The 20220-nt window shown below is 64.6% G+C and carries 18 protein-coding genes and 2 pseudogenes; 16 read left to right on the top strand and 4 right to left on the bottom strand.

The window, feature by feature from the left end:
- The first annotated feature begins 7 nt into the window (after positions 1-7).
- Positions 8-1138, top strand: a complete 1131-nt coding sequence (locus K368_RS0116225) for a M20 family metallopeptidase (RefSeq protein ID WP_027173248.1) — start codon at positions 8-10, stop codon at positions 1136-1138.
- 142 nt (positions 1139-1280) lie between these two features.
- Here the strand turns inward: K368_RS0116225 and K368_RS26120 are convergent.
- The 4 genes and pseudogenes from K368_RS26120 to K368_RS0116210 all read right to left on the bottom strand — a co-directional run.
- Positions 1281-1505, bottom strand: a pseudogene (locus K368_RS26120) (transposase); the annotation flags it as partial.
- A gap of 36 nt (positions 1506-1541) precedes the next feature.
- Positions 1542-4112 (bottom strand): TonB-dependent siderophore receptor, encoded by a 2571-nt coding sequence (locus tag K368_RS0116220; RefSeq protein ID WP_245259596.1) that lies wholly within the window; start codon positions 4110-4112, stop codon positions 1542-1544.
- An 83-nt stretch (positions 4113-4195) separates the two neighbouring features.
- Positions 4196-5203: a DUF4880 domain-containing protein gene (locus tag K368_RS0116215; protein WP_027173246.1), complete on the bottom strand. Its 1008-nt coding sequence runs from the start codon at positions 5201-5203 to the stop codon at positions 4196-4198.
- A 207-nt stretch (positions 5204-5410) separates the two neighbouring features.
- Positions 5411-6028, bottom strand: a complete 618-nt coding sequence (locus K368_RS0116210; RefSeq protein WP_245259594.1) for an RNA polymerase sigma factor — start codon at positions 6026-6028, stop codon at positions 5411-5413.
- Between the two features lie 227 nt (positions 6029-6255).
- On the opposite strand from K368_RS0116210, the pseudogene K368_RS24810 reads away from it, so the two are divergent.
- The 15 genes and pseudogenes from K368_RS24810 to phnD all read left to right on the top strand — a co-directional run.
- Positions 6256-7111 (top strand): annotated as a pseudogene (locus K368_RS24810) (IS3 family transposase); the annotation flags it as partial.
- Positions 7112-7617: 506 nt separating this feature from the next.
- The gene (locus K368_RS0116195) at positions 7618-8004 is read left to right on the top strand and encodes a DUF971 domain-containing protein (RefSeq protein ID WP_036267064.1); all 387 of its coding nucleotides are present in this window, start codon (positions 7618-7620) and stop codon (positions 8002-8004) included.
- A gap of 67 nt (positions 8005-8071) precedes the next feature.
- Positions 8072-9814, top strand: a complete 1743-nt coding sequence (locus tag K368_RS0116190; protein WP_027173243.1) for a fumarate reductase/succinate dehydrogenase flavoprotein subunit — start codon at positions 8072-8074, stop codon at positions 9812-9814.
- A gap of 41 nt (positions 9815-9855) precedes the next feature.
- Complete coding sequence (locus tag K368_RS0116185; protein WP_017486815.1) at positions 9856-10089, top strand: 4Fe-4S dicluster domain-containing protein; 234 nt, start codon at positions 9856-9858, stop codon at positions 10087-10089.
- Between the two features lie 46 nt (positions 10090-10135).
- Positions 10136-11101, top strand: coding sequence for a HEAT repeat domain-containing protein (locus K368_RS0116180; RefSeq protein WP_027173242.1), 966 nt, complete (start codon positions 10136-10138; stop codon positions 11099-11101).
- Between the two features lie 266 nt (positions 11102-11367).
- Positions 11368-12066: a Crp/Fnr family transcriptional regulator gene (locus tag K368_RS0116175; protein ID WP_245259593.1), complete on the top strand. Its 699-nt coding sequence runs from the start codon at positions 11368-11370 to the stop codon at positions 12064-12066.
- 160 nt (positions 12067-12226) lie between these two features.
- Positions 12227-13657 (top strand): ABC transporter substrate-binding protein, encoded by a 1431-nt coding sequence (locus K368_RS0116170; protein WP_081739692.1) that lies wholly within the window; start codon positions 12227-12229, stop codon positions 13655-13657.
- 4 nt (positions 13658-13661) lie between these two features.
- Positions 13662-14570 (top strand): ABC transporter permease, encoded by a 909-nt coding sequence (locus K368_RS0116165; RefSeq protein ID WP_027173239.1) that lies wholly within the window; start codon positions 13662-13664, stop codon positions 14568-14570.
- A 49-nt stretch (positions 14571-14619) separates the two neighbouring features.
- Positions 14620-15480 (top strand): ABC transporter ATP-binding protein, encoded by an 861-nt coding sequence (locus K368_RS0116160; RefSeq protein ID WP_027173238.1) that lies wholly within the window; start codon positions 14620-14622, stop codon positions 15478-15480.
- A 38-nt stretch (positions 15481-15518) separates the two neighbouring features.
- Positions 15519-15857: a ferredoxin FdxA gene (fdxA, locus tag K368_RS0116155; RefSeq protein WP_027173237.1), complete on the top strand. Its 339-nt coding sequence runs from the start codon at positions 15519-15521 to the stop codon at positions 15855-15857.
- Positions 15858-15884: 27 nt separating this feature from the next.
- On the top strand, positions 15885-16658 hold the full coding sequence (locus K368_RS0116150; protein WP_027173236.1) for a ferredoxin--NADP reductase: 774 nt from the start codon (positions 15885-15887) through the stop codon (positions 16656-16658).
- Positions 16659-17050: 392 nt separating this feature from the next.
- Positions 17051-17716: a DUF1045 domain-containing protein gene (locus K368_RS0116145; RefSeq protein ID WP_027173235.1), complete on the top strand. Its 666-nt coding sequence runs from the start codon at positions 17051-17053 to the stop codon at positions 17714-17716.
- 11 nt (positions 17717-17727) lie between these two features.
- Positions 17728-18357, top strand: coding sequence for a DapH/DapD/GlmU-related protein (locus tag K368_RS0116140; RefSeq protein ID WP_027173234.1), 630 nt, complete (start codon positions 17728-17730; stop codon positions 18355-18357).
- An 89-nt stretch (positions 18358-18446) separates the two neighbouring features.
- Positions 18447-19250, top strand: coding sequence for a phosphonate ABC transporter ATP-binding protein (gene phnC, locus K368_RS0116135; RefSeq protein WP_027173233.1), 804 nt, complete (start codon positions 18447-18449; stop codon positions 19248-19250).
- Between the two features lie 29 nt (positions 19251-19279).
- Positions 19280-20206: a phosphonate ABC transporter substrate-binding protein gene (gene phnD, locus K368_RS0116130; protein WP_027173232.1), complete on the top strand. Its 927-nt coding sequence runs from the start codon at positions 19280-19282 to the stop codon at positions 20204-20206.
- The last annotated feature ends 14 nt before the right edge of the window (positions 20207-20220 follow it).

Below are 20220 nucleotides of genomic sequence, written 5' to 3'. Positions count from 1 at the left end.
AGCACCAATGCCCCTGAACGGTCTCGAACTCTCGAAGCAGCTCATCCGGTTCCGATCGATCAATCCTCCGGGCGAAGAGAAGGAATGTTCCGAGTTCATTGCCCGGCTGCTGACCGAACACGGGTTCGACGTCGCTAGCTACGAATTTGCCAAGGACCGACCAACACTGGTCGCGCGCATTCCTGGGACGGCCGGTGGCAAGCCGCTCTGCTTCACTGGACACATCGACGTCGTGCCACTTGGGTCGAACGAGTGGCAATTTCCACCCTTCGAAGGGGTCGTGCAAGATGGCCGGCTGTACGGCCGCGGTTCCAGCGACATGAAGGCCGGCGTAGCCGCGTTCATCGCGGCTGCATGCAACCTGATCGGGGACGGGCTTAGCTTCCACCGCGGTGTCACGCTCGTGATCACCGCCGGAGAAGAAACGGGATGTGAAGGCGCATTCCATGTCGGCCGCGAGAAAGTCCTCGGGCCGGCCGAACTCCTGATCGTGGCCGAGCCGACGTCTAATGCCCCCATATTCGCCCATAAGGGCTCTCTCCGCGTCATCGTAACCGCGCGCGGGAGGACGGCGCATTCCTCAATGCCGCACGAGGGCGAAAACGCTATCAGCAAGGCTGCGGAGTGGATCCAGAGGCTTGAGGACCACGACTTCGGCGCCCGCCACCCACTGCTCGGCAGCGTCACCGCCTCCGTCACCACCATCCGCGGCGGAGAAAACATCAACTCCGTCCCTGACTTCGCCGAGTTCACCGTGGATATCCGGACCCTGCCGGAGCAGAAGCACGAAGCGCTGATCGCCGAACTCCGCCGCCTGTTCGGACCGGAGGCTGATATCCGGGTTGTTACGAGCTTCCCTGGATTCGCTACCGAGCCGGAAAATCCGTCCGCCACCCTGCTCCTGTCGCTGCTGCGCGAGCGGACCGGGGCGTCGGTGGAACCAGCTGGGGCACCCTACTTCACCGATGCATCGGCTCTCGTGCCGGCATTCGACGGAGTCGCCACGGTGATCGTAGGGCCCGGCGAGGCGGCGCAGTGTCATAAGACGGACGAGTACTGCCTTGTCGACCGGATCGAGGAGGCGCAGGCCATCTACAGGGACTTGATGCTCCGCATGTGCTGCGACCGCGCGGGATGAGGCGCATTGGCCGACGCCGCTGCTGCCGTCCGGTAGGCCTGACGTCAGCGCTTGCGCAGTTGTGACCTGCCACCATTTGGTGGCCCAGGTTCGAAGTTAGTGCATCGTCGGTTTGAAGTTGACTCGCTTTGTGATCCACGGCCTATGCAAGTTCTCGAGCTTTGACAGCCTGGTTGGCGAAGCCTCGGGGCGTTAAGCCGCCCAGGGCCGTGTGGGGTCGATCTTCCTTGTAGTGGCACCTCCATTCCGCAATGCGCTCGCGAGCATCCGCCAGCGACAGGAACCACGAGGCGTTCAAGCATTCCGCTCGGAGGCGACCGTTGAACGACTCGATATAGGCGTTGTCGGTCGGTTTACCCGGTCGAGAGAGCCGGAGGCGTGGAAAGAAGTTGTCTTCAGCTATTCACCAACGGTAGCGCAACGTCGCCAGCACAGTTTGACGATTGCCGTAGAAGCAGCCGGTCGCAGCGATGCAGGTCGATACGTAGGTCTTATCGAACAAGTTCGTCGCATTGACGGCGAGATCCACGCCTTTGAGCGCTGGATAGCGGTAACCGAAATCATACCGAATGGCCGCGTCGACCAAGGTAACGACCGGGATATGATAGAGGTTGGCGTTGTCCCCGACCGACGCGCCGATGTAGCGCACGCCCGCCCCGAGGCCGAGCCCAGCCCAATCGCCCGTTCGGAACGTGTAGTCGAGCCAAGCCGATGCCTGGTGCTGGGGCACGAAGGGGAGTTCGTTCCCGATGATGCTTGCCCCGGCCGCATTCGCATTCGCCTTGGTGATCTCGCTGTTCATGGTGGCGTAGGAGGCGATCAGGTCGAGGCTCTCGGTCAGGCTGGCCTTGACCTCCAGTTCCACGCCGCGGACGCGGGCCTCACCGGTCTGCGTATTGAACCGGAAATCCGACTGGTCCGGTGTCAGAACGTTCTTCTGCGTCAGATCGAACACCGTTCCCGTCATGAGGAGGTTCGTGCCGGGCGGCTGAAACTTGATGCCGCCTTCGATCTGCTCACCCTCCGTCGGTGCGAAGGGCTGACCGGCTCGATCCGTCCCGGCCGTGGGTTGGAACGAGGTCGCGTAGCTGATGTAAGGGGCCAATCCGCCATCCAGCAGATAGCTCAGTCCGACGCGGCCCGTGAAGGCGGCGTCATCCTGTTTCACTCGTGTGAGCGCGCCGGTCGCAGCATTCGTCGTGCGGGTCACCGCGTCGGCCCAGTCCTGACGCCCGCTGACGGTCAGGCGGAAGCCGCCGAAGCGGATCTCGTCCTGCGCGTAGAGTCCGGTCTGGTTTCGTCCCTGGGTGATCCGCGTACCGAGCGGGGGACGCGTGACCGTGCCGGCATAGACCGGGGCGAACACGTCGACAGATGGCACGATCCGGAGCTGGGACTCATCGTACCGGGCGTCCTCGCGCAGGTAGTCCGCGCCGAGGAGAAGCGTATGCGCGAAGGGACCGGTGGAGAAGCGGGCTTCGGCCTGGTTGTCGATGTTGAACAGGTCCGACCGCTCCGGGAAGGCCCAGGCGTAGCGGGAGAGCGTGCTGTTATCGGCGCCGAGGCCGATCGCCTGCACACGCTGGGTATTGGCGTCGACATGCGAGTAACGCAGATTCTGCCGGACGGTCCAGACGTCGTTGAAGCGATGCTCGAACGCGTATCCAATGAAGCCCTGCTGCAGCTTGAACCGGTCGTAATTCGGTTCTCCGATAAAGCGGTTCGTAGGGATGCGGCCCTTCGGGTTCGCGTAGAGGGTGCCGAGGGCGGGCAGGCCCTGCGGCGCTCCGCCTCCGGGCGAGTCGATGTTGAGATACTGCGACAGGATCGTCAGGGACGTATCGGTATCCGGCCTCAGGGTGAGGCTCGGCGCGATGAAGACGCGGTCTTCCTCCAGATAATCGAGCTGCGTCCCCGTGGTGCGGGCCAGACCGGTCAGCCGATAGAGGATCTTGCCATCCGGATCGATCGGCCCAGACAGGTCGAAGGCGGCCTGCGCACGCCCGAAACTGCCGGTCTGGAGTTGGATTTCACGCAGCGGCGTCGCCGTCGGGCGCTTGCTCACGAGGTTGAGCAGGCCCCCTGGGGAATTCTGACCATACAGTCCCGATGACGGCCCCTTCAGCAACTCGACACGCTCGAGACCATAGGATTCGACCCGCGGTTGCGAGTAGCCTCGGGCTCCGAAGGGTAGCCGCAATCCATCGAGGTAGCGGCCCGGCACGAAGCCGCGGACATATAGCCAATCATAGCGCACATCCGTACCGTACTGGTTCATCACGCCGGGCGTGTAGAGCAGGGCCTGACTGACGCTCTGGGCCTGACGGTCCTCGATCTCCTTACGCCCGACCACGTTGATGGCCTGAGGGGTCTCGAGGATAGGCGTTCCGGTCTTAGTCGCGGTGGCGCTGCGGCGGGCGACATAGCCGTGGACGGGACCGATGGCGTTCTCGCCCGTCACCTCCAGCACGTCGAGGGCGACGGCCCCGGCCTGATCCGGGGCGACGATATCGGCCTGTGCCACCACGCGCAGGAGGGTGGCGGAGCGCTCAGCGGTGAACTGGGGTGTCAATCCCGTGCCGGCCAGGAGCCGCCGCAACCCTTCCGCACGGTCGTAGCGTCCGACGACCGCGACCGAGCGCAGATGTCGGGTGGCGCTGCTGTCATAGATCAGCTGAACGCCGCTGGCCGCGCCATAGGCTGCGAGCGCTTCGTCGAGGGGTATGGCGGGAAGAGCGAAGTCGATCGCCCCGTCCTGGACCGGCATGAGCGCCGATGCCTGGACGAGGTGTGGTCGACCCATCGCTGCGGCCGGGCCGGCATGCTCGACCGCCGCCGACGCTGGAGCCGGCATGGCGGCGACCAATGTCGCGAGACCGCTCAATCCAATGGCCATCCGGTACTGGTCCCGTCCCCGGTCTTGTCTGCTACGCCGCACCGTCATCAGCCCCATCGTCTCAAGGCGGTTTGCCACCGCTGTGCAACGGGTCGTGATCGCCCGTCTGATTCCTGAGACGCTGCGGAGCCTGTCACCCCGCAAGAAAAGTCCGTGACGGGTCAGCGCAGGATGACGAGCCGATCGCTGAGCCTGAATTCGGAGAGGGCGAGGGCGGTGCGGATGCCCGTGAGAGCCTCCTCCGGACGGGACAGGTGGAAGATGCCCGTCACCCGCCGGGCGGAAATTGCCGAACTGCCCAGCACGATCCGACCGGGGCGATAGCGGTTGAGATCGTCGACGACCTGAGACAACGGGGTGTCGCGGAAGACGAGAAGGCCGCGCCGCCACGCCGCTGTCGACGCCGTGTCGATGGAATGAACGCCCCGTGCCCCGCGCTTCGTATCGACCCCCTGGCCGGCGGCCAGCACCATCGGCGGTGCGCCCGGCTCCGCGACCACCTTGACGGAGCCTGAGAGGCAGGAGAGCTCGGCATCCGTCCCGCCTGTCCAACCGGTGAGCCCCTCGGCCGGACGGCATCGAACGACGAACTCCGTGGCCATCCCGGGGCGCGTAGCCACATGCGCCGGACCGACCGTCAGGAGGATCGGACGCGCATCGGCTGGGACCGTGACGGCGACGCCCCCCGCATGCAGGACGAGGGTGCCGGCTTCGGCCGTTCGGGCATCGAGGGCGGTTTCGGCATCGAGCTCGATCCGCACCCCTCCCGGCAGATCAATCGTCCGCACCTCTCCAGTGCCGGTTCGGAAATCCGCGCTCAGTTCGGGCCAGTTCACAAGGAAGGCAGCTCCGCTCGCGGCGATGGAGGCCGAGGCAATACCCAGACCCGCACTCCGGAGAACCCGGCGGCGGGAGATGTCACGCGGTGCCACACGGACAAGGGCGGGGGCGACCTGCTCCGGGAGCGCGATACCGGCTTGGCGCCACAGCTTCGACGCGGCAAGGAAGGCGGCATCGTGCTCGGGCCGCGCGCGCCACGCGGTGAGGGCCTCGGCATCTGCGTGCGTTGCCGTCCCGGACGTCAATCTGACGATCCAGGCACGAGCCTCGTGTTCGACGGTCGCTAGGTCGCCGGACCCATCTTCGCGATCGTGATCCCCGGCGATCATAGCCTTCGCGCCTTTTCCTCGTGGACACGCCGCAAGAGCATTTCGAGACTGCTGCGTGCAAGGGCCACTCTCCCGGGACGACGGCGTGGACAACTTCTCAGACCGGATGCTCGGAGCCTTCGCTCGGCATCGGCATGGCCCTGCAACACAGCCCCCCGGTTGCGGGCCGATACGTTGGAAGACGCCTCCGCCGGTGCTGCCCCGCAATCAGCGTCCATGGTGATCGATCCGTAGACGCTCGGCGCAATGGTCCAGTGCCATCCGAACCTCCGATTCGACCGTGCGCAGTGAAACACCGAGATGCGTGGCTATGGCCGCATGGCTCATGCCCTCGATCCGGCTGAGGCGGAATGCGGTCGCCCGGCGAGGCGGCAACTCGGACAGCGCCTGCGTCAGACAGCGGAGATCGGCACGTGCCTTGGCATCCCGGTCCGGTCCCGGTGCGTCATCCGGCACCGAAAGATGGGCGGCAATGTCCTCCGCGGTGAGCAGGCGTGCCCGACGTGCCTCGGCTCGCCGATGATCGATCGCCAAGTTCGCCGCGACCTTGAACAAGAATGCGCGTTCGTTCTGCAGCGGGGGATCGTCCAGGGCGACGTGGGCCACCCGAAGAAACGTCTCGTGCGCGAGATCGGAGGCTTCGTGAACGCCCACCTTCCGACCGAGAAACCGCAAAAGTGCCTCGCGATGGGTGCGATAAAGTATGCCTAGCCGGGACTCCTGTTCGGACTGCGTTCGGGAAACGCGGAGCATTTCGAGTGCCGAGTTGAAGCATCCTGGAACAGATGCGCGTAAAGGATCGGATTGCAAAATTCCGTTGCACACACAAGAGGTAATCCACGCAGAGCCGTGATGTTGCGAATATTAGAATTAGTACAATTAAATGCTAAATTCAATTTCGGGCGGGGGCGTACGCAGCTATAAATTGGATGCGTTCCTCAACTGTCTCATTGATAAGTATTGTTGTATGTATTGTAAATTAACTTGCGGCCGGCTAACTGTGTATCATATTATAAACAATTGCGTTGAGCTATGAGATACTTATAAAGTTCCCGGCCGGCAATCGGCAACGCGAACTCGTGCATCAGGTTCAGGAGGCGCACGGGGTGAGTGAGCGGCGCGGCTGCGTCGCGCTCGGCGTCGGCCGGTCGAACATCCGCTACCGCTCGACCAAGCCCGATCAGGCACCGCTGCGGATGCGCATCTGTGATCTGGCCAAGAGCCGGGTGCGCTACGGCTACTACCGGATCTACATCCTGCGCCCCGGGAAGGTTGGCGAGTGAACTATAAGAGGGGCCACCGCCTCTACAGGGACGAGGGTCTCAGCCTGCGGCTCAAGCGGCCGCGCCGGCACGTCAGCGGGGCCCACCGGGAGCGCCAGCCTGCTGCGCTCCGGCCAAACGAGCGCTGGTCGATGGACTTCGTCTCCGACGCGCTGTTCGACGGCCGCCGGCCGCGGGCCCCGACGATCGTCGACACCTTCACGCGCGAGGCTCTGGCGATCGAGGTCGACCAAGGCATCAATGGCGAGCAGGTCGTGGCTGTCGTCGCCCGCTTTGCACTGCTGCGCGGAGCGCCGCGCGCGATACAGGTCGATAACGGGCCTGAACCGAAGGACCGCGTAGCGAGTTCGTCTCGAAGGCGCTCGACCGCTGGGCCTACGAGAACGGCGTCACGCTGGACTTCTCCCGACCGGGCAAGCCGACCGACAACGCGCTGGTCGAGTCGTTCAACGGCCGTCTGCGCGACGAGCGCCTGAACGCGAACTGGTTCTTGGCGTTGGCCGACGCGAGGAGCAAGATCGAGCCGTGGCGGCGGCAGTACAACGAGAGCCGTCCTCACACAGCCCTGGGGTGGCTGACGCCCCAGGAATTCGCCTTGGCGGCGGCCCAGCAGGCCGCCGAATGAGACCCGGAGGCTCACCTTTCGACCGGACCAAAATCCGGGGGACCCTCACAGCGTCCATTCCTTCAGATGAGCTGTCGAGACCAAGCATGCGGCTTTCGATCCGAAAAAGGTGCTCCGCTTACATACTGCATCATGTCTGCGTTTTCATGAATGGCAAAGTTAGGCATAGAATCATCCCCCTTAACGGTGGCGTATGATCGGTAATTAGATCGTTATTATTTTCATATTTAAATATTCATAGTATATATTCCGTTACTTGCTAAGGCTCTGCTTCATGGGCAATGATCGCAGCGTCGCCACTACGTTAAGCTATCGGCTGGTGATAGCTTAACGATGGACGTGCATTGATGTGCCATAGATGGCGGGCTTGTGCTCTCCTCTGATCAAAACGTCCCGCAGGGCACACGCTTCTATCTTGCGGAACTCTTTCGACTGCTTTCGGCAACTAATTGCTCGCTGGCATCCGCTTCGCCGGGTCTAATCCGTCTGCCTTCTGGCGCCAGTGGATGACGGACACGCCGATGAGATTGCCCGAACAGCCGCCATTTGATCCGGAAGCGATTCCGACCGATGCCGTGGTCTCCCGCGGTGGTCGCGACATGCGCCTTGTCTGGGCCAATGGTGAGGAAGCTGTACTGCAGGCCGAGACGCTGCGGCTGCGCTGCCGCTGCGCCTGGTGCACGCGGGACCGGTTACAGGGCAAGTTTCCTCTCTCCTTCGAGGCCGTCGCCGTTACCAAGATCGACCCGATGGGCGGATATGCCGTGAACCTCGGCTTCTCCGACGGACACGCGCGTGGAATCTTCCCGTGGGTCTATCTCCGCGACCTGGCTCGCGAGACCGCAGAGCTGCAAATCGGCGCGGCCGATGACCGGACGCCCCAGGCGGCCTGATCGCTGAGCCGTCTTTCCTTTTCCGAGCGCGCGGTCTGCATCTGCGCCCGACATGCGAGTGCACATCATGAGCGTCACCAGCCCCAAGGTCGAAATCATCGAGACCGATCTCCTCGTCATCGGCGGCGGCACCGGCGGTCCGATGGCCGCGATCAAGGCCAAGGAGGCCGATCCGAAGCTGCGGGTGCTGCTGATGGAGAAGGCGAATGTGAAGCGCTCAGGCGCAATCAGCATGGGCATGGACGGGCTGAACAACGCCGTCGTGCCGGGCTATGCCACGCCCGAGCAATACGTGAAGGAAATCACCGTCGCCAATGACGGCATCGTCAATCAAAAGGCGGTGATGGCCTACGCCCAAGGCTCCTTCCCGATGATCCAGTATCTCGACAAGCTTGGGGTCAAGTTCGAGAAGGACGGCTCGGGCGAATACAACATGCGCAAGGTCCACCACATGGGGACCTATGTGCTGCCCATGCCAGAAGGACATAACGTCAAGAAGGTGCTTTACCGGCAGCTGCGCCGCCTCCAGGTCGCGGTCACCAATCGCTACATGGCGACCCGGCTGCTGAAGGGGCCGGACGGCCGCATTGCGGGGGCGATCGGCGTCAACACGCGCACGTCCGAATTCCTCGTGGTCAAGGCCAAGGCGGTGGTGCTGGCCTGCGGCGCCGCCGGGCGGCTCGGCCTGCCGGCGTCCGGCTACCTGTTCGGCACCTACGAGAACGCGGCCAATTGCGGCGACGGCTATGCGATGGCCTACCATGCCGGCGCTCAGCTCGCGAACCTCGAATGCTATCAGATCAACCCGCTGATCAAGGATTATAACGGCCCGTCCTGTGCCTACGTGACAGGCCCGTTCGGCGGCTTCACCGCCAACAACAAGGGCGAGCGCTTCATCGAGTGCGATTACTGGTCGGGCCAGATGATGCTTGAGTTCTGGCGGGAACTGCAGGGCGGCAATGGCCCGGTCTTCCTCAAGATGGACCACCTGCGCGAGGAGACGATCTCGGAGATCGAGACGATCTTGCACTCGAACGAGCGCCCCTCGCGCGGCCGCTTCCACGAGCGCCGCGGCACCAATTACCGCCAGCGCGCCGTCGAGATGCACATCTCGGAGATCGGCTTCTGCTCCGGCCACTCCGCCTCGGGCGTCTGGGTCGACGAGTATGCCCGCACCACCATTCCCGGCCTCTACGCTGTCGGCGACATGGCGGCCGTGCCGCACAACTACATGCTCGGCGCCTTCGTGAACGGCGGCATCGCCGGCGCGCATGCGGCCGCCTATTGCGCCTCGACGACCCTCGCCGGCTACGACGACGGCGACGTCCTGGCCGAGCAGGAGCGGGTGCTGGCGCCCACGCGGCGCGAGGATGGCATCACCCCCAACGAGATGGAGTTCAAGACCCGGCGCTTCGTGAACGACTATCTCGAGCCGCCGAAGGTCACGGCCAAGATGGAGCTCGGCCAGCGCCGGTTTGCCGAGATCCGTGAGGATCTCGGCCACCTCGTCGCGCGCGACCCGCACGAATTGCTGCGGGCTTTGGAGACGCAGACCATTCTCGATTGCGCCGACATGGCGGCGCACGCCTCGCTGTATCGCACCGAGAGCCGCTGGGGCTTCTACCACCTGCGTGTCGACCACCCGGAAACCGATCCGAACTGGGCCTGCCATACGGTCCTGTTCAAGGACGAGTACGGCCGCATGGCGAGTGCCAAGCGCGACGTCGACCCTTTCATCGTCCCCGTCGCTGACGAAGAAATGAACGCCTACCACCAACTCCGCATCAAGACGCCGGTCGCCGCCGAGTAGCGCGCCGCGACGGCCTTCTTCCCAGAGACACGGAGACCTCCATGCCCATCATCACCCAGGCCAAGAGCGCAGCGGTCGTCATCGACGACGAGAAATGCATCGCCGAGAAGGGCTGCCGCGTCTGTGTCGACGTCTGCCCGCTCGACATCCTTGCGATCGATGAGACGCGGCAGAAAGCTTACATGAAGTACGACGAATGCTGGTATTGCATGCCATGCGAAGTCGACTGCCCCACGAATGCTGTGAAGGTCAATATTCCCTACTTGCTCCGCTGAGCATTGGCCGCGGCCAGGCCACCACGTCGTGATCCAAGAGGTCAAAATGAGCCCCGTATTCGAAACCTTCGACGATGATCTGGACGATCTCGCCGAGCGCGCAGCCAGCCCCGATGCCGGCATTCGCCGTGTGGCGATGATGGAACTCGCTGAGGCGGTCGGATCCGACGCTAAGGTCCTTCTTCTCAAGGGGCTCGGCGACGACGATGCCACGGTCCGCGCCGCCGCCGCCAAGGCTCTCGACGAACATGACGGCCCCGATGTGGTCGAGGGTCTGGTGGCTTCGCTCGAGGATGCGGACGAGGACGTGCGCCGCACCGCAGCCGAGACTCTCTCCGAGAAGAAGGAGCCGACCTGTGGACCACTGCTCATCGAGCGGGCAGAGCACAGCGATCCTTTCGTCCAGGCCGCGGCCCTCCGGGCGCTCCGAGAGTTGATTATCCCGGACGCCCTCTCCGCCGCGCTGAAAGCCCTGCGCAGCGGCTCACCCGAAGTGCGCCGAGAGGGTCTCGGGGTGATTGGCTACCTCAAGGCCGAGGAGGCGCTTCCAGCCCTGCTGGCGACGGCACGCGACAGCGATGCGAGTGTGCGCCGCGCCACGATGGCGGCCCTCGTCTTCCTGCGTTCGGGTGGACCCGGCGTCTCGACGCTGCTGGCCGGCCTGCAGGATGAGAACTGGCAGGTGCGAGAGGAGGCCGCCGTTTCCATCGCGAAGAGCCGGCTTCCAGAGGCCGTCGAGCCGCTGATCGCGGCTATGGCTGACCAAGTCTGGCAGGTGAAGACCAAGGCGGCCAATGCCCTTGGGCGGATCAAGTCGACTGCGGCCATCGCCGTGCTCGGCCGTGCCCTGGATTCCGACATCAGTAACCTGCGCAAGGAAGCCGCTGCGGCTCTCGGCGAGATCGCCCATCCAGAGGCGCTCAGCTCCCTCGAACGCGCGTCCGAGGACCCCGATCCGGACGTTCGCAAGTTGATCCGCTGGGCCATCGGCCGGTGTCGGGCGGAGGTTTGAACGCCGACCTTCGCATATGACGCCGCCAAAGCAGCGCAGGACCCACACGGTCCTGCGCTGCTTTTTTTTCAGCATTGGCCGTCTGTTCTGGGCCCCGCATGCGGCGGGTTGCGGGCAGCTTCATAGTTTAGAGCTGGTATAGGCTTTGCTGCATCGCACTTGGTCACCTGCGAGGTTCAGCGATGCAGCCTACACCCGTTCGGACGGAGACGGCCCATTTCTCTTCGGGCCTTTCGCTTCTGACATGCTCCGGAGGCCCGAACCCCATGGAGGCGTTTCCGCAGCCGGTCGGCCCTCGGCCGCTGCTCTATGGGCTCAGCGAACTCGAGCGTAGCCTGGTGATGGAGCAGGGACGTCGCAGGGTCCTTTACCGAGGCGCGACGCTGTTCACCCAGGAGGCGCCGAACGATGGCATTTGGCTGGTCGAGACCGGACGCATCCGCGTGTTCTACGCAGCGCCGACCGGCCGAGAGATCACCCTGGCCTATTGGTATCCCGGGAATTTCGTCGGCGGGCCCGAGGTGTTCGGAACCGGCACCCATAGCTGGTCGGGCATGGCGGCGAGCAACTCGACCGTTCTCCATCTCCCGGGCGCGGCGCTTCGCCAACTCGTGACGAAGATCCCCGCACTGGCTTTCGGAATCATCGACGGCCTCACCTTCAAGGGCCGCTGCTATTCGGCGCTCGCTCAGATGCTCGGCACACGTTCCATCACGGATCGCCTCGCCTTCCTGCTGATGCACCTCTCGGGGCTCTACGGCGTGGAGGAGGAGGGCGGCATCCTGATTGCCGCCGATTTCACACATGCCGATCTCGCGCACATGGTCGGCGCTACCCGGCAATGGGTCACGATCAGCCTCAAGCGGTTGACGGAGCAGGGCATAGTCTCCACCCGCCGCTCCCAGATCCTGATCCAGCGTCCCGATGTCCTCGTGCGCATGCCAGGAGCCAGGAAGGACGCTTAATTAGAATGCTTCTCGCCCAAACTTGCATCATCTCCGCGGCCGGCCAAACTTTTTGAGCAACTAATCAACTCGACTTCGACCTCTCCATTTGATCGCGATCCATCAAGCGCCCGATCATTCCCTGGATGTCGAGACGGCATTTCAGAAAACGGAGCGCATGATGACCTCGACTTGGGTTGGACGAAGCGCGGTCTCTGCTGTTGCGCTGCTCGTGGCAGCCGGCGCGACGCTGGCGACCCCCGCCTGCGCCGAAACCGTTTTGACGGTCGGCATCGGTACGCAGGACACCACGACGAACACCGCCACGGTCGGCGTCATAATCCGCCAGCTCAAGTTGTTCGAGAAGTACCTGCCGAAGACCGGCAAGTATGCCGATGTCAAGATCACTCTCGACTGGCAGAATTTCACCTCCGGGCCGCCGGTCACCAACGGCATGATGGCCGGCAAGCTGCAGTTCGGGGCGATGGGGGATTATCCGCTGGTCGTGAACGGCTACACCTTCAGGAACAACCCCGAGAGCCAGTCCGAGCTCATTGCCGTCGCAGCCTACAATCTCTACGGCTCCGGCAATGGCATCGTCGTCAACAAGGAGACCGACGCATTCTCTTTCGACGACCTGAAGGGGAAGGTCGTCAGCGTCCCATTCGGCTCGGCCGCGCACGGCATGGTGCTCAAGGCATTGCAGGACAAGGGTTATCCGCAGACCTGGTTCCGTCTGGTCAACCAGAGCCCCGAAGTCGGTTCGACCAACCTCCAGGAGAAGAAGATCGACGCGCACGCCGATTTCGTGCCGTTCGCTGAATTGCTGCCGTTCCGGGGCTTTGCCCGCAAGGTCTTCGACGGCGTCGAGACCAACCTCCCCACCTGGCACGGCATTGTGGTCCGCACCGACTTCGCCAAACAATATCCGGAGATCGTCGACGCCTATCTCAAAGCGATTCTCGATGCACAGACCTGGGTGAAAGCTGACCCGAAGCGCGCCGCCGAGCAGATCTCGGCCTGGACCGGCACCGACAAGGAAGTCGTCTACATCTTCCTCGGCCCGGGTGGGATCATGACGATCGATCCGACCATCAAGCCGCAACTCGTCGACGCGGCCAAGGAAGACGTGAAGGTGCTGCAGAAGCTCGACCGCGTGAAGGAGTTCGACGTCACGTCCTGGGTCAACGACAAGCCGCTGCGCAAGGTCTTCGCAGAGAGCGGGCTCGACTACGACAAGCAGCTCGTCAGCACCTCGAATTACGAGGTCTCAGGCGAGGACAGTTATTGCAAGAAGCCGATCTCTGATCCGCGCAAAGCTGGCGAAATCTGGGTCAAGGGCGGAAATATCTATCCCTATTCGAGTGCCGCCTGCACGCTGGGTGCTCTCAACGATCTCAAGGCCAAGGGCAAGGAGATCAACGTCGCCTACGTCTTCGATACAACGCGCGGCATCAAGCTCTTCGCTAAGGAGGCGTTCTACGCGGTCGGCGGCAAGGGAGAAATTTCCCCCTACCTGCTGAAGCGGGATGCCGAGGCTGCGGCTGGGAAATCCGGGGCAAAGGTGATGCCCTACGACGAGGCCATCAAGGCCGCCGTGTCGGGAGGTTGATCCCATGGAAGCCGCACTTCGCCAACTCCCCGAGCCCATGCCAGCGTTGACGCCTCCCTCCGGGGCACCCGCCAAAGCCAAAGCTGGACCGGCGCGCCTCCCGGCGGTCCCGACGGATCGTGTGGCACGCTGGCTCCGGCTTCATCGTGGACAGCTGCGGGCCATGGTGCTCGGTCTCGTGTCTATCGCCGTCTTCGTCGCAATCTGGCAGCTTCTGACCGTCAACCGCGCGACGTTCTACGTCCGTTTCACCAACGTCCCGAGCCCTGCCGACGTGCTGGACCGTGCGATCCTCGCGTTCCACAATCCCATATTCGGCGACCATATCTGGATGAGCTGCCGGAGGATCATCTACGGTTTCACGCTCGCCAGCGCACTCGCGATCCCCCTCGGTCTGCTGATGGGCCGTTTCCAGATCCTTCGCGAGATCGTGTTTCCGATCTGCGAGGTCACCCGGCCGATCCCGGCCATCGCTTGGGTACCGATAGCGATCATGCTGTGGCCGACGAACGAGGAATCGATCGTCTTCATCACTTTCCTGGGGTCGTTCTTCCCGATCCTCATCAACACCCTCCAGGGTATGGCGACCGTCGATCCGGTGCTGGTGCGAGCCGCGCGCTGCCTTGGTGCTCGGGAGGCCTCTCTCTTCCGCGAGGTCTACCTTCCGGCGTCTCTCCCGCAGATTTTCACTGGCCTGACTGTCGGCATGGGCGTCGCCTGGGTCTCGCTCATCGCCGCCGAAATGATCTCCGGCCAATTCGGTATCGGCTACTTCACCTGGGAGGCGTACTCCCTGGTCCAGTATTCCGACATCGCACTCGGCATGATCACGATCGGCGTCCTCGGGCTCGGATCGAGCTTCGCCATCCGCGTGCTCGGCCGCATCGTGATGCCGGGCGGGACGGCCCGCTGAGGCCTCCTCCGACTCGACCTCCTGTTTCACTGGACAAAGGGGACACGCCATGGCCGGAACGGCTCGAGGCCTGATCGAGGTCCACGACTTCTGCCTGCGCTACGAGACCATGGAGGGCGCCGTCGATGCGGTCTCCGACGTCTCTCTCAACGTCCAGCCCGGCGAGTTCGTCTCGATCGTCGGCCCCTCTGGGTGCGGGAAGTCGACGCTTCTGAACGCGCTTGCGGGCTTCCTGACGCCATCGGGCGGAACCGTGACCGTGGATGGCGAGGCGATCTCCGGCCCCAGCGCGGATCGGGGGATGATCTTTCAACAATACTCGTTGTTCCCCTGGAAGACCGTCCGCGAGAATGTCGAGTTCGGCCTCAAGATGAAGGGCGTCTCCCGCAGCGAGCGCGAGCGCCGCGCCCGCACCCTACTCGGTCTCGCAGGTCTCACCCAGTTCGAGAACCACTATCCCGATCGCCTGTCCGGCGGCATGAAGCAGCGCGTCGGCATCGTGCGGGCGCTGGCCACCGGACCGCGCATCCTGCTCCTCGACGAGCCGTTCGGGGCGCTCGACGCGCAGACCCGGCTGATCATGCAGCAGATCCTCACCAACATGTGGCAGCGGTTGAAGATCTCGGTCCTGTTCGTGACGCACGACATCGACGAGGCGATCTTCCTGTCGGACCGCATCTACGTGATGACGGCCCGCCCCGGCAGCATCAAGGCCGAGGTCGTGGTGCCGTTGCCCAGGCCGCGCGAACCTTCGATGACCCTGTCATCGGAATTTCTGGGCCTGCGCCGCGGGCTGATGTCGCTCATCCGCGAGGAAAGCATCCGCGCCATGGGCGGCGAGGTCAGCCTCGATTCGCTCAAGGGGCTCGCGATCAATCTCGAAGGACAGGATCTCTCGGCCGTCCTCTGATCGCACCGGGATCCCGAAGAAGCCAGCAAGGTTCCGTCATGGCCTACGTCGTCACCGACAACTGCATCCGCTGCAGATACACCGACTGCGTCGAGGTCTGTCCGGTCGACTGCTTCTATGTCGGTGACACCATGCTCGTGATCAATCCCGACGAGTGTATCGATTGCGGCGTCTGCGAGCCGGAATGTCCCGCCGAGGCGATCAAAGCCGATACCGAGCCGGCCCTCGACGGCTGGCTTGCCCTCAACGCCAAGTATTCCGCTCTCTGGCCGAATATCAGCGAAAAGCTCGACCCGCTCGCCGACGCGGCCGAGTGGGACGGACGCAGCGGCAAGCTCGAAGCCGTCTTCGGCGTCTCCGATCCGGCCGCCGCGTGATTTCATTGAGACGCTGCAGGGGATGTCATGAGCAAGTATCTCGAAGAACGAGTTCTCAGCGTCCACCACTGGACCGACACGCTGTTCTCCTTCCGCACGACCCGCGATCCCGCGTTCCGCTTCCGCAACGGCGAGTTCGTGATGATGGGCATCGAGGTCGAGGGGCGCCCCCTCCTTCGCGCCTACAGCGTGGTCTCGGCCAATTACGAGGAGGAACTGGAGTTCTTCTCGATCAAGGTCGAGAACGGCCCGCTCACCTCGCGGCTGCAGCACCTGAAGGTCGGTGATCCGATCATGGTCGGCAAGAAGCCCACCGGCACCCTGGTGCTCGACAACCTGATGCCGGGCAAGAACCTCTACCTTCTCGGCACCGGTACGGGCCTGGCCCCCTTCATGTCGATCATCAAGGACCCGGAGACCTACGAGCGTTTCGAGAAGGTCGTCCTCGTCCATGGCTGCCGCCAGGTCTCCGAGCTCGCCTATGGTGAGACGATCACGCGGGAGCTGCCCAACCACGAGTTCCTTGGCGAGGTCATCACCGCCGGCCTGATCTATTATCCCACCGTCACCCGCGAGCCCTTCCGCAACCGCGGCCGGATCACCGACCTGATGACCTCGGGCAAGCTGTTCGACGATATCGGCCTGCCGCCGATGTCGGTGGAGAACGACCGGTTCATGCTCTGCGGCTCGCCCGACATGATCCGCGATACCCGCGAGATGCTGACCGGCGGCGGTTACGTGGAAGGCAACCACGGCGAGGCCGGCCACTACGTCATCGAGAAGGCTTTCGTCGAGAAGTGAGGCTTCGTTTCAGCGACGCGACAACAGATGCCCTACTCAAGGACACGATGAGAGACTTACGCTGAGACTGTGCATCGCGCGTCGCGGCGTCCTCGATCTCCTGTGGTCGGTCAGGGGGTAGACCAGCACAGGTTGTCCTTCTTGGCTACCCGATCGCCCATGTGACGAAGTATCAGTCTCGGAGGACTACGAGGGAGAACGGATCGCGCCATCACGATGCGGCCCGTGCGCGGGAGCTTCAGGAGGCACTGGCGATCAGCCCTTGGGAAATCCGCACTTGGGATCGGGACCGGGCAATCCTCGCTTCTTCGGCGCCCGACCTGTCATATTGCCGTCCGGGCTACGGATTATGAGCGCTTCGGCCCGTCGCGCGCAGTCGAGGAAGTGCTTCTTTGGACGACCTTGCCCGATACGCCCTGTATTTCACCCCCGCTCCGGGTTCTGCGCTCGCCGTTCTCGGCGACGCAATCCTCGGGGCTGGCCCGGCGCCCGGTCCGGACGCGCTCCGGGCCATCCTCGCGGCCAACACGGCCGAGCCGCGCGTCTACGGGTTCCACGCCACCCTGAAGGCGCCGATGCGCCTCGCTCCGGGTGCGACCGAAGCCGATCTCCTCCATGCGGCCGAGGCCCTGGCGGCGCACCGGAGCCCCCTCCCCGTCGGCCCCCTGCGGGTCGCCGCCCTCGGGGATTTCATGGCCCTGGTGCCGGAGGCGCCCCCGCCCTCTCTCGGTCTCCTCGCCGCCGAGTGCGTTTGCGCCCTCGATCCGTTGCGTGCGCCCCTCACCCCAACCGAGCGCGCCCGCCGCCGCCCCGAGCGCCTGGATCCCCGCGGAAGGGCGCTGCTGGAGCGCTGGGGCTACCCGCACGTCTTCGAGACGTTCCGTTTCCACATGACCCTCACCGGCCGCCTCGGGCAGGAGGACCGCACGACGGCCCTGCCCCTGTTGGCCGAGGCCGCCGCGGGCCTGCCCGACCTGGTGATCGATGCGGTGAGTGTCGTCGTCCAGGACGGCGCGGCGGCGTTCCGCCTCCTGCGCCGCCTCCCCTTCTCCGCCTGAAGGACACCGCGATGGTCTCCGATCGCCTCGGCCTCGAACCGGCCGTCCACCCGACCGCCGAACTCTCCCGGTGCCGCCTCGGCCGCTACATCGAGGTCGGCGCACGCACGCGCCTCAGCGAAACGAGCCTCGACGACTATTCCTACATCGTCGAGGACGGGCAGGCGAACTACACGACCATCGGCAAGTTCTGCTCCATCGCCTCGCATGTGCGGATCAATCCCGGCAACCACCCGATGGAGCGGGCCTCCCAAGCCCATTTCACCTACCGGGCCAGCGCCTACTGGCCGGGCGAGGAGGACGAGCCCGCCTTCTTCGCCCGGCGCCGGGCCCTGCCCGTCACCATCGGCCACGATGTCTGGATCGGGCACGGGGCCGTCATCCTGCCCGGGCGCAGCATCGGCACCGGGGCGGTGGTCGGCGCGGGCACGATCCTGACCCGGGATGTCGCGCCCTACACCATCGTGGTCGGCAACCCCGGTCGCGTCGTCCGTCGCCGGTTCCCCGAGGCAATCGCCGATCGCCTGCAGGCGCTGGCCTGGTGGGACTGGGACCATGCGCGCCTTCGCCGTGCACTGCCGGACTTCCGCGCTCTGCCGATCGAAGGTTTCCTGGAGCGTCACGAGGGTGAGGCACAATAATCCCGGCAATTCCTTAGCCGGGGAATAGTCATTCTCCTGTCGTATGGGGCGGGTCTACCGGCGTTCAACGTGAATTGCCGGACACAAGCATGCTGATCCTCGAAGGTCTTGCCCGCCATTACGGCGACCGCCGCGCGGTGGACGGCGTTTCTCTCGCCATTCCCCGCGGCCAGTTCGTCGGTGTGATCGGGCGCTCGGGCGCCGGCAAGTCGAGCCTGCTGCGGATGATCAACCGCCTCGCCGAGCCGACGGGCGGACGCATCCTGTTCGACGGTCTCGACGTCACGGCCCTGCGCGGCAGCGACCTGCGGCGCTGGCGGGCGCGCTGCGCGATGATCTTCCAGCAGTTCCATCTCGTCGGTCGCCTCGACGTGCTGAGCAACGTGCTGATGGGCCGGCTCTCGGAGGTTCCCAGGCACCGCTCCCTGTTCAAGCTCTGGTCCGAGCGCGAGCGCGCCCTCGCGCTGGCCGCCCTCGACGAGTTCGGGATGGGCGATTTCGCCTGCCACCGGGCCGATCAGCTCTCAGGCGGCCAGCAGCAGCGCGTCGCCATCGCGCGGGCGATGATTCAGGCCCCGGACCTGATCCTGGCCGACGAGCCCGTAGCCTCCCTCGACCCGCGCAACACCCGCATCGTCATGGACGCGCTCGCCGAGGCCAACCGGCGCCACGGCATCACGGTGCTATGCAACCTGCATTCCCTCGATCTCGCCCGCGGCTATTGCGACCGCCTCGTCGGCCTCGCCGACGGCCGCCTCGTGTTCGACGGCGCGCCCGCCGACCTCACCGAGGATGTCGCCCGCCGGCTCTACGGGCTGGAGGCCGGCGAGGTCCTCGACACGCCCGCCGCTCCGGCGCGGCCCCGAGCCTATCCCACCGCCCTCGTCGCCTGATTTTTCACCATCCCATCCGGAAGATACCCATGCTGACCCGCCGATCCCTCGCCGGAGCCCTCGCGCTCGCCCTCCTCGCCGTCCCTGCTGCCGCACAGGATTGGAAAGCGGCCTATCCGGAGCTGACCCTGGCGGTGATTCCGGCCGAGAACGCGTCGGGCACCACCGATCGGTACGCGCCGATGACCGCCTATCTGTCGAAGGCCCTCGGGGTGCCGGTGAAGCTGCGCATCGCCAACGACTACGCCGCCGTGATCGAGAGCCAGCGCGCCGGCAACGCCCAGCTCGCCTTCTACGGCCCCGCCTCCTTCGCCCGCGCGGTGATGACCGGCGTCAAGATCGAGCCCATCGTCAACCAGACGCACGACACCGGCGCCTCGGGCTACTACTCGGTGATCTACGTGCGGGCCGACAGCCCCTACAGGACGATCGAAGACCTGAAGGGCAAGAACCTCGCCCTGGTCGACCCCAACTCCACATCCGGCAACCAGGCGCCGCGCTTCTTCCTGCACAAGGCCGGCCACCCGGTCGACGCGCTCTTCGGCAAGACCGTCTATGCCGGCAGCCACGAGAACGCCGTCCTCGCCCTCGTCCAGGGCACGGTGGATGCGGCCGCCAACCTCTACAATACCGACACCGACACCATGGTCACCCGCATGGCCGCCAAGGGCATGCTGAAGAAGCCCGACGGGACGCCCCTGACGCAGGCCGATTTCCGTGTCGTGTTCAAGTCCGACTTCCTGCCCGAGGGACCCTTCGCCATGCTGGCGAGCCTCCCCGACGACCTCAAGGCGAAGATCCGCGACGCCCTCGTGGCGATGCCGACGGCCGACAAGGCGGCGTTCGACCGGCTCTCGGACGGCAAGGACCAGGGCTTCACCGCCGTGACCCTGAAGGACTACCAGCCGATCATCGAGATGCTGAAGTTCAACGACGACCAGCGCCGCAAATCTTGACCCGACCTGTCCCG

The organism is Methylobacterium sp. 10, assembly GCF_000519085.1.
In the GTDB taxonomy this organism is placed as follows: Bacteria; Pseudomonadota; Alphaproteobacteria; order Rhizobiales; family Beijerinckiaceae; genus Methylobacterium.
This window is presented reverse-complemented; position numbering and strand designations above follow the sequence as displayed.

Bases quoted from the DNA above. Each gene is read 5' to 3' on its own strand.
- K368_RS0116225 (WP_027173248.1), top strand. From the start codon at position 8: ATGCCCCTGAACGGTCTCGAACTCTCGAAGCAGCTCATCCGGTTCCGA.
- K368_RS0116215 (WP_027173246.1), bottom strand. From the start codon at position 5,203: ATGATCGCCGGGGATCACGATCGCGAAGATGGGTCCGGCGACCTAGCG.
- K368_RS0116195 (WP_036267064.1), top strand. From the start codon at position 7,618: ATGACGGACACGCCGATGAGATTGCCCGAACAGCCGCCATTTGATCCG.
- K368_RS0116190 (WP_027173243.1), top strand. From the start codon at position 8,072: ATGAGCGTCACCAGCCCCAAGGTCGAAATCATCGAGACCGATCTCCTC.
- K368_RS0116185 (WP_017486815.1), top strand. From the start codon at position 9,856: ATGCCCATCATCACCCAGGCCAAGAGCGCAGCGGTCGTCATCGACGAC.
- K368_RS0116180 (WP_027173242.1), top strand. From the start codon at position 10,136: ATGAGCCCCGTATTCGAAACCTTCGACGATGATCTGGACGATCTCGCC.
- K368_RS0116175 (WP_245259593.1), top strand. From the start codon at position 11,368: ATGGAGGCGTTTCCGCAGCCGGTCGGCCCTCGGCCGCTGCTCTATGGG.
- K368_RS0116170 (WP_081739692.1), top strand. From the start codon at position 12,227: ATGACCTCGACTTGGGTTGGACGAAGCGCGGTCTCTGCTGTTGCGCTG.
- K368_RS0116165 (WP_027173239.1), top strand. From the start codon at position 13,662: ATGGAAGCCGCACTTCGCCAACTCCCCGAGCCCATGCCAGCGTTGACG.
- K368_RS0116160 (WP_027173238.1), top strand. From the start codon at position 14,620: ATGGCCGGAACGGCTCGAGGCCTGATCGAGGTCCACGACTTCTGCCTG.
- fdxA (WP_027173237.1), top strand. From the start codon at position 15,519: ATGGCCTACGTCGTCACCGACAACTGCATCCGCTGCAGATACACCGAC.
- K368_RS0116150 (WP_027173236.1), top strand. From the start codon at position 15,885: ATGAGCAAGTATCTCGAAGAACGAGTTCTCAGCGTCCACCACTGGACC.
- K368_RS0116140 (WP_027173234.1), top strand. From the start codon at position 17,728: ATGGTCTCCGATCGCCTCGGCCTCGAACCGGCCGTCCACCCGACCGCC.
- phnC (WP_027173233.1), top strand. From the start codon at position 18,447: ATGCTGATCCTCGAAGGTCTTGCCCGCCATTACGGCGACCGCCGCGCG.
- phnD (WP_027173232.1), top strand. From the start codon at position 19,280: ATGCTGACCCGCCGATCCCTCGCCGGAGCCCTCGCGCTCGCCCTCCTC.